At 62.8% G+C, this 13,282-nt stretch carries 10 protein-coding genes and 3 tRNA genes; 9 read left to right on the top strand and 4 right to left on the bottom strand.

Annotated features, from left to right (window positions below; all coding sequences use genetic code 11):
• The 9 genes from NJC40_RS25500 to NJC40_RS25460 all read left to right on the top strand — a co-directional run bounded on the left by NJC40_RS25500 (position 1) and on the right by NJC40_RS25460 (position 6,801).
• Positions 1 to 681 carry an SPOR domain-containing protein gene (locus NJC40_RS25500; protein WP_045493537.1) on the top strand — a complete coding sequence of 227 codons (681 nt, stop codon included), beginning with the start codon at positions 1 to 3 and terminating at the stop codon, positions 679 to 681.
• Positions 682 to 783: 102 nt separating this feature from the next.
• Positions 784 to 1,371, top strand: coding sequence for a CvpA family protein (locus tag NJC40_RS25495; RefSeq protein WP_253141964.1), 588 nt, complete (start codon positions 784 to 786; stop codon positions 1,369 to 1,371).
• 12 nt (positions 1,372 to 1,383) lie between these two features.
• Complete coding sequence (purF, locus tag NJC40_RS25490) at positions 1,384 to 2,892, top strand: amidophosphoribosyltransferase (protein ID WP_253141966.1); 1,509 nt, start codon at positions 1,384 to 1,386, stop codon at positions 2,890 to 2,892.
• An 18-nt stretch (positions 2,893 to 2,910) separates the two neighbouring features.
• Complete coding sequence (locus NJC40_RS25485; RefSeq protein WP_045493534.1) at positions 2,911 to 4,122, top strand: O-succinylhomoserine sulfhydrylase; 1,212 nt, start codon at positions 2,911 to 2,913, stop codon at positions 4,120 to 4,122.
• An 11-nt stretch (positions 4,123 to 4,133) separates the two neighbouring features.
• Positions 4,134 to 4,904 (top strand): SDR family oxidoreductase, encoded by a 771-nt coding sequence (locus tag NJC40_RS25480; protein ID WP_253141982.1) that lies wholly within the window; start codon positions 4,134 to 4,136, stop codon positions 4,902 to 4,904.
• A gap of 220 nt (positions 4,905 to 5,124) precedes the next feature.
• A tRNA-Val gene (locus tag NJC40_RS25475) sits at positions 5,125 to 5,200 on the top strand.
• Between the two features lie 70 nt (positions 5,201 to 5,270).
• Positions 5,271 to 5,347 (top strand) — tRNA-Asp (locus NJC40_RS25470).
• A 119-nt stretch (positions 5,348 to 5,466) separates the two neighbouring features.
• Positions 5,467 to 5,543: transfer RNA gene (locus tag NJC40_RS25465), tRNA-Asp, on the top strand.
• A 196-nt stretch (positions 5,544 to 5,739) separates the two neighbouring features.
• Positions 5,740 to 6,801, top strand: a complete 1,062-nt coding sequence (locus NJC40_RS25460; RefSeq protein ID WP_492180421.1) for an RNA-guided endonuclease InsQ/TnpB family protein — start codon at positions 5,740 to 5,742, stop codon at positions 6,799 to 6,801.
• Positions 6,802 to 6,814: 13 nt separating this feature from the next.
• Here the strand turns inward: NJC40_RS25460 and NJC40_RS25455 are convergent, their stop codons facing one another.
• The 4 genes from NJC40_RS25455 to NJC40_RS25440 are packed head-to-tail and all read right to left on the bottom strand — an operon-like array spanning position 6,815 to position 13,214.
• A complete protein-coding gene (locus NJC40_RS25455) occupies positions 6,815 to 8,173 on the bottom strand; it encodes a M20 metallopeptidase family protein (protein WP_253141968.1) in 1,359 nt (452 codons plus the stop codon).
• A complete protein-coding gene (locus NJC40_RS25450; RefSeq protein WP_253141969.1) occupies positions 8,139 to 9,323 on the bottom strand; it encodes an acyl-CoA dehydrogenase family protein in 1,185 nt (394 codons plus the stop codon). The genes NJC40_RS25455 and NJC40_RS25450 overlap by 35 nt, the downstream gene beginning before the upstream one ends.
• An 11-nt stretch (positions 9,324 to 9,334) precedes the next feature.
• Positions 9,335 to 10,687 (bottom strand): MFS transporter, encoded by a 1,353-nt coding sequence (locus tag NJC40_RS25445; protein ID WP_084710176.1) that lies wholly within the window; start codon positions 10,685 to 10,687, stop codon positions 9,335 to 9,337.
• A 4-nt stretch (positions 10,688 to 10,691) separates the two neighbouring features.
• Positions 10,692 to 13,214 carry a TonB-dependent receptor plug domain-containing protein gene (locus NJC40_RS25440; RefSeq protein ID WP_253141970.1) on the bottom strand — a complete coding sequence of 841 codons (2,523 nt, stop codon included), beginning with the start codon at positions 13,212 to 13,214 and terminating at the stop codon, positions 10,692 to 10,694.
• Between the last annotated feature and the right edge of the window lie 68 nt (positions 13,215 to 13,282).

Raw genomic sequence — 13,282 nt, 5'->3', positions numbered from 1 at the left:
ATGCTGGACAAGGCTTACAAACAGCGGATGGTGGGGGCGTTGGTGCTGATCGCCATTGCGGTCATCTTTCTGCCGATGCTGTTCACCCGTGAAGACGAAACCCGCAGCGTGCGGGTCGATGCGCCTGCTGCGCCCGAAGCCCCGGTGATGCAGCCGGTGCAAATCGAGCCGGTCGCAGTGCCTGAGCCCCAGCAGATCACTCAGGTCGAAACCCCAGCGCCGAGCACGGCGCCGCCATCGCGGCCGATTGCCCCGGCGCCGGCCCAGCAGGCGGCTCCAGCGGCGCCTGCCGCTGCACCTGTGGCCTCCGCACCTGTGGCCAGCGCACCCAAGCCGGCCGTCAAGCCCGCGCCAGCGCCTGCCCAGCCGTCAACGCCTGTTCAGCCGCCTGCGCCGACCCAGGCCAAGGCAGCTGCGCCCAGCGGTGTGGACGCCAACGGCCTGTCGGTCAGTTGGTCGGTTCAATTGGCCAGCATGTCCAATCGGGCCAATGCCGATAACCTGCAAAAGACCCTGCGTGCCCAAGGCTACAACGCTTACATTCGCACCTCCGATGGCGTCAATCGGGTGTTCGTCGGGCCGCTGATCGAGCGTGGCGAAGCCGATCGTCTGCGCGACCAGCTCGACAAACAGCAGAAACTCAAGGGTATCGTGGTGCGTTTCCAGCCGGAACGCGGCTGAACACAGCTGTTTCGAGAAAATTCAGCTCACCGATAATCGCCGCTTACCGACCGGCGGCCGCTCTGTTAAAATGCGCCGCCTTATCCGTCTGCAGGCTGCAACGTGGCACTTACTCCGGTTGACTGGGCGATTCTCGTGATCATCGCCATCTCCGCTTTGATCAGCATCAAGCGCGGCTTCGTCAAGGAAGCTTTGTCGCTGCTGATCTGGATCATCGCAGGCGCAGTCGCCTGGATGTTCGGTGCCGGGCTGTCCCATTATCTGGCCGACTACATCGCCACGCCTTCGATGCGGGTGATCGCCAGTTGCATCATTCTGTTCGTCGCCACCCTGATTGTCGGGGCGATGGTCAATTTTCTCATCGGCGAGCTTATTCGCGTCACCGGGTTGTCCGGGACCGATCGGTTCCTCGGTATGGTATTTGGTGCCGCGCGTGGCGCCCTGCTGATCGTTGTCGCGGTCGGGCTGCTGAGCCTGGGCCCGGTGCAACAGGATCAGTGGTGGCAGGAATCACGCCTGGTGCCGCAGTTTCTCATGGTCGCTGACTGGTCGAAAAACCTGATTGTCGGGATGTCCGGTCAGTGGTCAACCAGCGGCATCGGCATTCCTGCCGAATTGCCGTTCAAGGAGCAGATCCTGTCGCCGGAAATGGCCAAGGATGTGCTCGGTAAATCCAGTTCCACTAAGTAGGGGTTGTGTCGCATGTGTGGCATCGTCGGAATCGTCGGTAAGTCGAATGTCAATCAGGCGCTGTATGACGCGCTCACCGTCCTCCAGCACCGCGGCCAGGATGCTGCCGGTATCGTGACCAGCCATGATGGCCGGTTGTTCCTGCGCAAAGACAACGGTCTGGTGCGCGATGTGTTCCAGCAGCGTCATATGCAGCGTCTGGTCGGGCACATGGGCATCGGCCATGTGCGCTATCCAACAGCCGGCAGTTCGACGTCGGCCGAAGCCCAGCCGTTTTATGTCAACTCGCCGTATGGCATCACCCTGGCGCATAACGGCAACCTGACCAACGTCGAGCAGTTGGCCAAGGAAATCTACGAGTCCGATCTGCGTCATGTGAACACCAATTCCGATTCGGAAGTGCTGCTCAACGTGTTCGCCCATGAACTGGCGGTACGCGGCAAATTGCAGCCGACCGAAGAGGACATCTTCGCCGCCGTGGCTGACGTGCACAAACGTTGCCGCGGTGGGTATGCCGTGGTGGCGATGGTCACCGGCTACGGCATCGTCGGCTTCCGTGACCCGGACGCCATCCGCCCGATCGTGTTCGGCCAGCGTCACACCGACGAAGGCGTCGAGTACATGATCGCCTCCGAAAGCGTCGCCCTCGACGTGCTGGGCTTCACCCTGATCCGTGACCTGGCACCGGGCGAAGCGGTGTACATCACCGACGACGGCAAGCTGTTCACTCGCCAGTGCGCGCCGAACCCACGTTACGCGCCGTGCATCTTCGAGCACGTCTACCTGGCGCGTCCTGACTCGATCATTGACGGTATCTCGGTGTACAAGGCGCGGCTGCGCATGGGCGAGCGCCTGGCGGAAAAAATCCGTCGCGAGCGTCCCGACCACGACATCGACGTGGTCATCCCGATTCCGGACACCAGCCGCACCGCGGCGCTGGAGCTGGCCAACCACCTGGGCGTCAAGTTCCGCGAAGGCTTCGTCAAGAACCGCTACATTGGCCGGACCTTCATCATGCCGGGCCAGGCGGCGCGCAAGAAGTCGGTGCGTCAGAAGCTCAACGCCATCGAGCTGGAATTTCGCGGCAAGAACGTGATGCTGGTCGATGACTCCATTGTGCGCGGCACCACCTGCAAGCAGATCATCCAGATGGCGCGTGAAGCCGGCGCCAAGAATGTCTATTTCTGCTCGGCCGCACCGGCCGTGCGTTACCCGAACGTCTACGGCATCGACATGCCGAGTGCTCACGAACTGATCGCCCACAACCGTACCACCCAGGAAGTGGCTGATCTGATCGGCGCCGACTGGCTGGTCTACCAGGAGCTCAGTGACCTGATTGAAGCGGTCAGTGGCAGCAAGAAGATCAAGATCGATAACTTCGACTGCTCGGTGTTCGACGGCCAGTACGTCACCGGTGATATCGATGAGCACTACCTGAACCGGATCGAAGACGCCCGCAATGACGCGGCCAAGGTCAAGAGCCAGGCCGTCAGCGCGATCATCGATCTGTACAACAACTGATTGACAAGGAAAACGGGCATGGCAGAGCAATGGGATGCAGGCCGGCTGGACAGCGATCTTGAAGGCGTAGGGTTCGACACCCTGGCCGTGCGTGCGGGTCAACACCGCACCCCTGAGAGCGAGCATGGCGACCCGATGTTCTTCACCTCCAGTTACGTGTTCCGTACGGCGGCTGATGCCGCCGCCCGGTTCGCGGGTGAGGTGCCGGGCAACGTCTATTCGCGCTACACCAATCCGACTGTGCGTGCCTTCGAAGAGCGTATTGCTGCTCTTGAAGGCGCCGAACAGGCGGTGGCCACCGCCACCGGCATGGCGGCAATCCTGTCGGTGGTGATGAGCCTGTGCAGCGCCGGCGATCACGTGCTGGTGTCGCGCAGCGTCTTCGGCTCGACCATCAGCCTGTTCGAGAAGTACTTCAAGCGTTTCGGTGTCGAGGTCGACTACGTGCCGCTGGCTGAACTGGCTGGCTGGGATGCGGCGATCAAGCCGAACACCAGGCTGCTGTTTGTCGAGTCGCCATCCAACCCGCTGGCTGAACTGGTCGATATCGCCGCGCTGGCAGAAATCGCCCATGCCAAGGGTGCCTTGCTGGTGGTCGATAACTGCTTCTGTACACCGGCCTTGCAGCAACCGCTGAAGCTGGGTGCCGATGTGGTGGTGCACTCGGCCACCAAGTTCATCGACGGCCAGGGTCGTTGCATGGGCGGTGTGGTTGCCGGACGCAGCGAACAGATGAAAGAAGTGGTGGGCTTCCTGCGCACCGCCGGCCCGACCCTCAGCCCGTTCAACGCCTGGATCTTTCTCAAGGGCCTCGAAACATTGAACCTGCGCATGCGCGCCCACTGTGCCAACGCCCAGGCGCTGGCCGAGTGGCTGGAACAGCAGGACGGTATCGAGAAGGTTCACTATGCCGGCCTCAAGAGCCATCCGCAGCACGAACTGGCCCAGCGCCAGCAGAAAGGCTACGGCGCGGTGGTGAGTTTTGAGGTCAAGGGTGGCAAAGAGGGTGCATGGCGTTTTATCGATGCCACGCGTCTGGTGTCGATCACCGCCAACCTGGGTGATGCCAAAACCACCATTACTCATCCGGGCACGACTTCGCATGGGCGTCTGACCCCGCAGGAGCGTGCCTCGGCGGGTATCAGCGACAGCCTGATTCGTGTCGCAGTCGGCCTGGAAGACGTTGTCGACCTGCAGAACGATCTGGCTCGCGGCCTGGCAGCGCTGTGAGCGAGTGGGCCATGCAGGCTGCCGGGCCGACTAACGGCCGGGTGGCTCTGGTGACCGGCGCTGCACGCGGCATCGGCCTGGGCATTGCCGCCTGGCTGATCAGCGAGGGCTGGCAGGTGGTGCTGGCCGACCTGGACCGCATTCGTGGCAGCAAGGTGGCTGAAAGCCTGGGCGATAACGCGATGTTCGTGGTCATGGACGTGTCCAGCGAAGAACAGGTGGTCGGTGGTGTGGCCAAGGTGCTGCGCCAGTTTGGCCGGCTGGACGCTCTGGTGTGCAACGCGGCAATTTCCGAGCCCCATAACGGTACTCTGGAAAGCCTCAGCCTGGAGCGCTGGAACCGCGCGCTGGGGGTCAACCTGACCGGCCCCATGCTGCTGGCCAAGCACTGTGCGCCGTACCTGCGTGCGCACGGTGGCGGGATCGTCAACCTGACCTCCACCCGTGCCCATCAGTCTGAAGCCGACACCGAAGCCTATGCGGCCAGCAAGGGCGGCCTGCTGGCCTTGACCCATGCACTGGCGGTCAGCCTCGGCCCACAGATCCGGGTCAACGCGGTCAGCCCCGGCTGGATCGACGCCCGCGACCCGTCGGCACGCCGCGCCGAACCGCTGTCTGACCTTGACCACGCTCAGCACCCGGTGGGCAGGGTCGGGACCGTGGAAGACGTAGCCGCGATGGTGAGCTGGCTGTTGTCACGCAACTCAGGCTTCGTGACCGGCCAGGAGTTCGTCATCGATGGTGGCATGAGCCGCAAGATGATCTACGCCGAACAAGCGTAGTACTCAAGCAAATACCTGAACCGGCGCCATGCCGGTTTTTTTATTTGAGTGGCATGGGAACCGGGGTCCTCCAACCCAGCGGCGGGATCTTTTTAAAGGGCTTCCCGGCTCAAGACGGTCCCCGGATTCAACCGTATCTCCCTGATTTGAAAAATATTTCACTCCAGGTGTTGACTTGCATGAGGGGGGTGCGTAAAGTTCGCGGCCTCAGCGAAGCAAAGGGTGATTAGCTCAGCCGGGAGAGCATCTGCCTTACAAGCAGAGGGTCGGCGGTTCGATCCCGTCATCACCCACCATCGTTGAGTTTGAAAGTTGATTCACGAGAACTTTCAAGGTTGTAAAAACCAGGATGAAAGTCCTGCATGCGCAGCGGTAGTTCAGTCGGTTAGAATACCGGCCTGTCACGCCGGGGGTCGCGGGTTCGAGTCCCGTCCGCTGCGCCACTTTATCCAGATCGGGTTCGCCGGGTCTGCGATTGAAACGCCAACTGGCAGTTCAATCATGCCGTGATTCAAACTACCGAAAGTTTGTTTCAGGTTGAAGCAAGAGTTACAAGCGATACGCAGCGGTAGTTCAGTCGGTTAGAATACCGGCCTGTCACGCCGGGGGTCGCGGGTTCGAGTCCCGTCCGCTGCGCCATATCCGGTTCCAGAGCCCTTGAACTCTCTGGAACAAACAAGAAAGCGACCTTAGGGTCGCTTTTTTGTTGTCTGCGATTTTTACCAAGTTGGCGCGAAAAGCCCCTTCCTTCAGGTGGGGGATGAAAGCGCCACCGCGAAGCGGTCATAGGGGTTAAGATCCATAAAACCGCCCTATCCTGTGTTTCATGACTGAAATGAAAGCGACCAGAACCCTCAAGATTCGAGTGCGAGATAAGCATGCAGCGCAGCTGCGTGAAGCTTCTCGTGCTGTGAATTTTGTGTGGAACTACGTAAACGAGTTGAGCCGTCGCTCGATTCGTGAGCGTGGTCGTTTTCTGTCGGCGTTCGACATTCACAAGTACACCAACGGGGCCAGCAAAGACCTGGGACTGCACAGCCAATCGGTGCAGGCTGTTGCCGACGAATATGTCACACGGCGCAAGCAGTTCAAAAAGCGCCAGCTCCGCTGGCGCTGCTCGGGCGGCGCTCGGCGCAGTCTGGGTTGGCTGCCCTTCAAGGTCGGCGCTGCTGTCTGGAAAAACGGCCAGGTCGTCTTCAACAAACAGCACTTCAAGGTCTGGGACAGCTACGGCCTGGCGGGCTTTAAATTCAGATCCGGTAGCTTCAACGAAGACACCCGTGGACGCTGGTATTTCAACGTCGTGGTCGAGGTCGACCGTCAGTTATCGCCAGGCCAGGACGCGGTGGGTATCGACCTCGGACTGAAAACCACGGCCACCTGCAGCGACGGTGATCGCCTTGAAAGCGGCAGGTTCTACCGGGATCTGGAGAGCGCCCTGGGCACGGCCCAGCGCGCCGGCAAGAAGGCCCGTGTGCGGGCGATTCACGCCAAAATTGCGAACCGTCGCAAGGATTGCCTGCATAAGTTCAGCAACGCGCTGGTAGCGCGTTGTGGCGTCATTGTGGTGGGCGATGTGAACTCACTGAAACTCGCGAAAACCAGGATGGCCAAGTCGGTGCTGGACGCCGGCTGGGGCCAATTGAAAACCATGCTGGAATACAAATGCGATCACGCAGGCACGGTTTTCAAGGTTGTCAGCGAGAGAAACACCACCCAAACCTGTTCGAGCTGCAAGCAATTGCCGGACTCGAGGCCCAGAGGTATCGCAGGGCTTGGAATAAGGGAATGGACTTGTTGTGGGTGCGGTGCCACCCACGACCGCGACGTCAACGCCGCAAAGAACATTCTCGCGCTCGGGCATGAGCGTCCAATTGTGGGAATCCCCGCCCTTTAGGGCGGGGAGGATGTCAATGTCCTTCGCCCTTCATGTAACGCAGGGTCATCAGGCTCAGCGCCTTGATGCCAGTGGCAAGGCTCGGATCGTCGACCTGAAAGCCCGGCGAATGAGTCGGCCACACCGGTTTGTCCTGCAGTGCCGGCGGGGTCACCCCCATGCGCATGAACAGCCCCGGAATCTGCCGCGCATACTCGGCAAAGTCATCGGCGCCATAGGTGCCGTTGTCGATCTTCACCGGTGTGCCTGACACCTGTTGCAGGACCGGCAACATGCGTTCAACCAGTGCCGTGTCGTTATGGCCAGAGCGATAACCGCCGGGCAGATACTCCACCGTTGCCGTAGCCCCGGATGCCTGGGCAATGCTTTGCGCGGTATTTCTCATGCGCTTGAGCACATCGTCGCGTTGCTCATCGCTGACCGTGCGTATCGAGCCTTCCAGACGTATCTCGGCCGGGATGATGTTATGGCGGTCGCCGCCCTCCAGGCGGCCCACCGAAATCACCGGCGCTGGAAGCACGCTCAGGTTCGACTGCCGACTGGGAATGGTCTGCCAGGCGAGGATAATCTGCGCTGCCACCGGCACCGGGTCGATCCCGGTCCAGGGAAAGGCCGCATGAGTCTGGCGGCCAGTGATGCGCGCCACGAAGGTGTCGGCCGAGGCGGTGGTGCGTGCCTTGCTCAGGGTAAAGGTGCCGGCAGTGCCGGCGGTGACGTGAATGCCGAAAATCACCTCCGGTGCCGGCGCCTGCAATACGCCCTGTTTGATCATCAGCGCGGCGCCGCCTTGCTCGCCCAGTGGCGGGCCCTCTTCGGCGGGCTGGAAAATCAGCTTCAGGGTGCCGGGCAGCGCGTCGCGGTGTGCGGCCAGCACTTCGGCCACGCCGATCGCCATGGCCATATGCGCGTCGTGACCGCAGGCATGCATCACCCCGACGTCCTTGCCACGGCTGCGCAGGTCATTGCCTTCGTCCTTGGCGCGCAGCGTCGAGGCATAGGCCAAACCGGTCTGTTCGGTGAGCGGCAGGGCATCGAGCTCGGCGCGGATGGCCACCACCGGTCCGGGCTGGCCGCCTTTGAGCACGCCGACCACACCGGTATGGGCAACCCCGGTCTGCACCTCGAAGCCCAGCTCGCGCAGGCGCCGGGCGATGCGTTCGGCGGTCTTGAACTCGCGATTGCCTAGCTCGGGGTGGCGGTGAATGGCATGGCGCAGTTCGATCACGCCGGGCAGCAATGTGTCGACCTGGGCCGGCAGATCAGCCCAGGGATCGCCGCTGCCTGCGCAGGCCTGAGTGCCGATGGCCAGCCAGAGCAGGCTCAGCGCCAGCAGCGGTTTAATAGGTGAACGCGATGGGTGGATAGTTGCCATTGAGCAGGTAGTCTCCGATGGCCTTGTACTTATAGGCCACTGCATCGTGGGTGGTGTGGGTGCGGGCGTTGCGCCAGTGACGGTCGAAGTTGTAGCGGTTCTGAGTGGTTGCGGCGCCGCCTACCTCATACAGCCGCTCGCAGACATGCAGGGCGGCGCGGGTCGACGCGATCTTGGCTTCGGCCACGGCAATCGAGGAGCGCGCCAGAATGGCGTCAAGCTCTGCGCCTTCGGCCAGGCCTTGCAACTGGGTGACGGCGGCGGTCTGTACCGCACCGGCGGCTTTTTCCACCAGCGCCTGGGCACCATGGATGGTGGCCGACAGCTCGCCAATGGTGTGCAGGATGTACGGATCGTTGCTGGCCTTGTCGACGCCGCTTTCGCGCACCGGGCGCACGCCGCTGCGTGCCCAGGCGATGGCGTCGTCCAGCGCCGCCAGGCCAATCCCGACGTCCAGCGCGCAGTGGATGAGCTGGGCGCTGGCGCCGATGTAGTTGCGCCGCTGATACCACTGCGCCAGCGGGATGACCTGATCGGGGTGCACCGGCACGTTCTCCAGCAGGGTGCTGCCGCTGGCGGTGGTGCGCTGGCCCATGCCGTCCCAGTCGTCGAGCAGGCTGATGCCGGGGGTGTCGGCGGGCAGCATCACATACACGGCCTGGCCGGCTTCATCCACGGCCTGGATTTTCAGCAGGTCGGCGAACAGGCAACCGGTGCTGTAGAACTTGCTGCCGTTGAGCAGCAGTTGCTCGCCCTGGCGTTGCAGCCGGGTGTGGATTTCGCCGCGAAAGGTGCCGCTGCGTTCGGCGATGGCTCCGGACGACAGCTTGCGGTCGACAAAGGCACCGAGGTATTCGCGCTGCTGGCGCTCATTGGCGATCAGCCGCAGATGCTCGACCGTGGCGAAATGCGGGAACAGTGCCTGGGCCACGCTGGGGTCGGCCTTGGCCAGGGCCATGAAGATCTGCGCCACCTGCAACTGGTCAATATCGCCACCGCCCAGCGCCTTGGGCACCCGTGCCGCGCCCAGGCCGGACTCGCGGATCAGGTCGAGCTGGGCGTAGGGCAGGGTGCGCTTGGCGTCGCGCTCGGCGGCGCCGGGCTGGATCTGCGCGGCCAGTTGGTGGGCCAGTGCAACGTAATCAGTCATTGAGCTATCCATCAGGTTTCAGAAGCATCACGCAGCGCTTGGCGCGGGACACCGAACAAAAGAATCAACGCGCCGCAGGTCACCAGGCCGGCGACGATATACAGCGCAAGCGAGATGCTGCCGGTACTGGTCTTGATCGAGCCGATCATGATCGGCGTCAGTAGGCTGCTGACCTGCCCACAGCAATTGACCATCGCCAGCCCGGCCGCCTTGGCCTGGTCGGAGAGGTAATAGGTGGGAATGGTCCAGAACACTGCCGTGGCCACCAGGTAGCCGCTGGTCATCAGGGTCAGGATCGCAATGGCGGCCCAGGGGCTGACCAGAAAGTTTGGCAGGATCAGCATTGCCGTGGCCGCGGTCAGGCCGCCCAGGGCGAAATGCCAGCGGCGTTCCTGGCGCAGGTCCGAATGCCGGCAGGCCAGCAGCATGACCACCACCCCGACCACGTAGGGCAGCGCCGAAAACAGCCCCAACTGGCTAAGGTTGGCGACCCCCGACTCACGAATGATCGACGGCGCCCAGATATTGGTCACGTTGCCGGTGCACATGATGGTCAGGCAGTAGGCCAGGGTGATGAACCACACCTTGCGGTCTTTCAGCGCTTCGACGAAACGCTGATGCCCGCCCGGCTTGCGGTTGCGGCGCTCTTCGTCGAGGGCATGCGCGATGCGGCGTTTCTCATCGTCGCTCAGCCACTTGGCGTTGGCCGGTTTGTCATCCAGCCAGTACCAGGCGAACAGCCCGGCCAGCACCGGCGGGATGCCGGTGACCACAAACAGCCATTGCCAGCCGGTGAACCCGCCCAGGCCGGCAAAGTGGCTCATGATCCAGGTCGACAGCGGGCCGCCGATGATCCCGCAGACCGCGATGGCCATGATGAACCGTGAGGTGATACGCCCGCGGTAGCTGGCCGGGAACCAGTAGGTCAGGTACAGGATCACGCCGGGAAAAAAGCCGGCCTCGGCGGCGCCCAGCAGGATGCGCAACACATAGAACTGCATCGGCGTCTGGGCAAAGGCGGTGGCGATGGTCACCAGGCCCCAGAGCACCATGATGCGCATCATGGTCTTCTTTGCGCCGATCTTTTCCAGCAGCAGGTTGCTGGGAATTTCGAACAGCAGATAGCCGATGGAGAACACCCCGACGATGATCCCGAAGGTCGCGTCGCTGATGTTCAGATCGGTCTTGAACTGCAAATGGGCGAAGCTGATGTTCACCCGGTCGAGCCAGTTGAGCACGAAGCACAGAAACAGAAACGGCATGATCCGCCAGGCCAGCTTGCGGTACAGCGCCTGATCGAAGCCCTGTGAGGGGGTATGTTCGACCAGCCCCTCGGGGGCTGGCGTGCTGTTTGAAAGACTCATGGGGTCACCAGCTCACGTCGACTTTGGCGAAGTAGTACGCGCCTTCCAGGCCATAGGGCGAATACCAGCTATAGGTCGGGTTGTCGGTGGGGAAGAAATAGAAGCGCTTGGCTTCGGCATTGAGCTGCTGCGGCCGGCGGTCGAAGATGTTCTCGCCGCCGACGGTCAGTTTCACCGCGTCGGTCAGGTAGTAACCCAGGCTCAGGTCGGTGATGAACGCCGGGCGGATCTTCTCGTCACGGCTTTCGGAGATCTGATTGCGCCCCACCACTTGCGAATAGCGGGTGCCCTTGAGGTTCACATCGAAGTCGCCCAACTGCCAGTTGAGGTTCAGCGAGGTGACGTTCTTGGGGTAGGCGGTGGTCAGGTTGCCCTGCCGGTCGCGGCCCACTGCGCTGACCCCGGTGCCGGCCAGTGCGGCAGGCTCCTTGAGTTTCTCGATGGTCTGCAGGCTCTGGTTACTCAGCAGGGTCCACTGGGTTTTGCCGTACTGACCGAAGTCATAGCGGTAGTCGGCCACCAGGTCGATGCCACGGGTGCGGGTGTCGGCCAGGTTGCCGAAGTAGGAGACGATCTGGTTGGGGTTCAGCCCTTGGCTGGCCAGCAGGTTGGACACCGCCGTGCCTTGCAGGTTACTGGTCTGCAGGATGCGGTCCTTGATGTCGATCTGGTACAGGTCGACCGTCACGCTGAGGTTGTCGGTGGGCGTGGCGACAAAGCCCAGGCTGTAGTTCAGCGAGCGTTCCGGGTCCAGCTGTTTGGCGCCCAGTGCGCGGCCGGCGGCATCATCGACGGTCACGTAGCGGGTGGTGTTCTGCTCCAGCTGGCCGGTGAAGCTGTTGGCGCGCCAGGCGGTCAGCGACGAAGAGTAGTTCTGTTGTTGCAGCGACGGGGCGCGGAAGCCGTTGCTGATGGTGCCGCGTACCGCGAAGGCCGGGGTAAAGGCGTAGCGGGTCGAGAACTTGCCGCTGGTGGTGTCGCCAAAGTCACTGTAGTGCTCGAAGCGCCCGGCCAGGCTGACATCCCACTTGTCGGTCAGGCGCTGGCTGAGGTCGACATAGGCGGCGGTGTTGGTGCGCGAGTAATTGTGCGCGTCCTGCGGGGTGAAGCCAGCCAGGCCCGGCGCGCCGGGGTTGGGGCGCTGGCCGGCCAGCGGGTGACCGGCCGGGAAAATATAGCCGCCGTCACCATAAGAGGCGAACTCGCCATCCTCAATCTGGAAGCCGTCACGGCGAAACTCAAGGCCAGCGGCGACGTTCAGCGGGCTGCTGAACAAGCCGGTTTCGAAGCCGCGGGTCAGGTCCAGGTTATTGGTCCACTGGCTGGCGATCAGATGGCCGCCGTCCATGTCGCGGGGGCTGTCCGGGCCGAGCGACGGGTTCAGCGAGCGTTCGTTGCGGATATTGGCGTCGTTGCGGCCATAGCTGCTGGACAGGTCCCATTTCCAGCCCAGCAGGTCGTCGTGGCGTACACCGATCACGCTCTGGAAATCGTCCTCTTCGACCACAAAGCGCGGCGCAAAACCGTCCGGGTACACCGAGACAATATTTTGCGGCGAGTTGGCGGTGCGGTAGGTGCCCCAGCTGGTGGAGTTGCGATGGCTGACCGTGGAGAACGAATAGACGGTGACGTCGTCGTTGAGCGGCAGTTCGGCGTTGTAACCGAGGTTGTAAGTCTGCGAGCGCGGCTGGCCAAGCTGCTGGCGGTATCGGCTTTCGCCGGTTTCACGCGGGTCGGGCTGGCCGTTCTGGGCGAAGTAGATGCGCGTGGAGTCCGGTACGGCCCCGGCGACGTTAGAGCTTTCCTGGATGCCGACGTCGGCGCTGAGGCTGAAGAAACCGTCATTGGGCAGGGCAAAGCCCTGGTTGATCTGGGCCTGGCCGCGGGCGCCGAAGTTGCCCTTGCCGCCGACCCGTTCCCGATACTGACCATACAGGGCACTGGCGCTGCCGCCCTGATCGTTCTGCTTGAGGATGATATTGATCACCCCGGCGATGGCGTCGGAGCCGTACTGGGCGGCGGCACCGTCGCGCAGTACCTCGACATGGTCCACGGCGCTGACCGGGATCAGGTCCAGGTCGGCAGGCGACTGGCCGCTGGAGGTCGCGGCGGTCTGGACGAAAATCAACGAGGTGTTATGCCGGCGCTTGCCGTTGACCAGCACCAGTACGTGGTTGCCGCCCAGGCCGCGCAAGGTCGCGGATTTGACCGCCAGGCCGGTGCCGCCGGTAAATCCTGCGGCGTTGGTGTAGGACGGCACGCTGGCGGCCAGGGCCTCGCGCAGGTTCTGTTTGCCCGAGCGGGCCAGGGCCTCGCCGCTGATCACATCAATCGGCGCCAGGCTTTCAGCCACGGTGCGGCCGGCGTCGCGGGCGCCGGTGACCACCACCGTCTGCAAGGCGGTGTCCTGGTTGTCAGCGGTGTGGGTCGGCTGCGCAGCGAACGCCTGCGGTGTGGCGCACAGGCCGAGGATACCCAGGGTCAGCAGGCTGAGCCTTGGGCGATAAGCAATGCAAGGGCGAGACATAGTGAAGCTCCAAGTGAAACGCCGCTTCCATCGCTGGTGGTGGGTGTGCCTGGCAGTACGGGCGTGGC

It is taken from the genome of Pseudomonas sp. 21LCFQ02 (assembly GCF_024129895.2).
Taxonomy (GTDB): Bacteria; Pseudomonadota; Gammaproteobacteria; order Pseudomonadales; family Pseudomonadaceae; genus Aquipseudomonas.
The sequence above is the reverse complement of the archived record's forward strand: the minus strand, read 5'-3'. Positions and strand labels throughout refer to the sequence as shown.

Coding starts and splice junctions, on each gene's coding strand:
- NJC40_RS25500 (WP_045493537.1), top strand. CDS start 1: ATGCTGGACAAGGCTTACAAACAGCGGATGGTGGGGGCGTTGGTGCTG.
- NJC40_RS25440 (WP_253141970.1), bottom strand. CDS start 13,214: ATGTCTCGCCCTTGCATTGCTTATCGCCCAAGGCTCAGCCTGCTGACC.
- purF (WP_253141966.1), top strand. CDS start 1,384: ATGTGTGGCATCGTCGGAATCGTCGGTAAGTCGAATGTCAATCAGGCG.
- NJC40_RS25485 (WP_045493534.1), top strand. CDS start 2,911: ATGGCAGAGCAATGGGATGCAGGCCGGCTGGACAGCGATCTTGAAGGC.
- NJC40_RS25450 (WP_253141969.1), bottom strand. CDS start 9,323: ATGACTGATTACGTTGCACTGGCCCACCAACTGGCCGCGCAGATCCAG.
- NJC40_RS25455 (WP_253141968.1), bottom strand. CDS start 8,173: ATGGCAACTATCCACCCATCGCGTTCACCTATTAAACCGCTGCTGGCG.
- NJC40_RS25480 (WP_253141982.1), top strand. CDS start 4,134: ATGCAGGCTGCCGGGCCGACTAACGGCCGGGTGGCTCTGGTGACCGGC.
- NJC40_RS25445 (WP_084710176.1), bottom strand. CDS start 10,687: ATGAGTCTTTCAAACAGCACGCCAGCCCCCGAGGGGCTGGTCGAACAT.
- NJC40_RS25460 (WP_492180421.1), top strand. CDS start 5,740: ATGAAAGCGACCAGAACCCTCAAGATTCGAGTGCGAGATAAGCATGCA.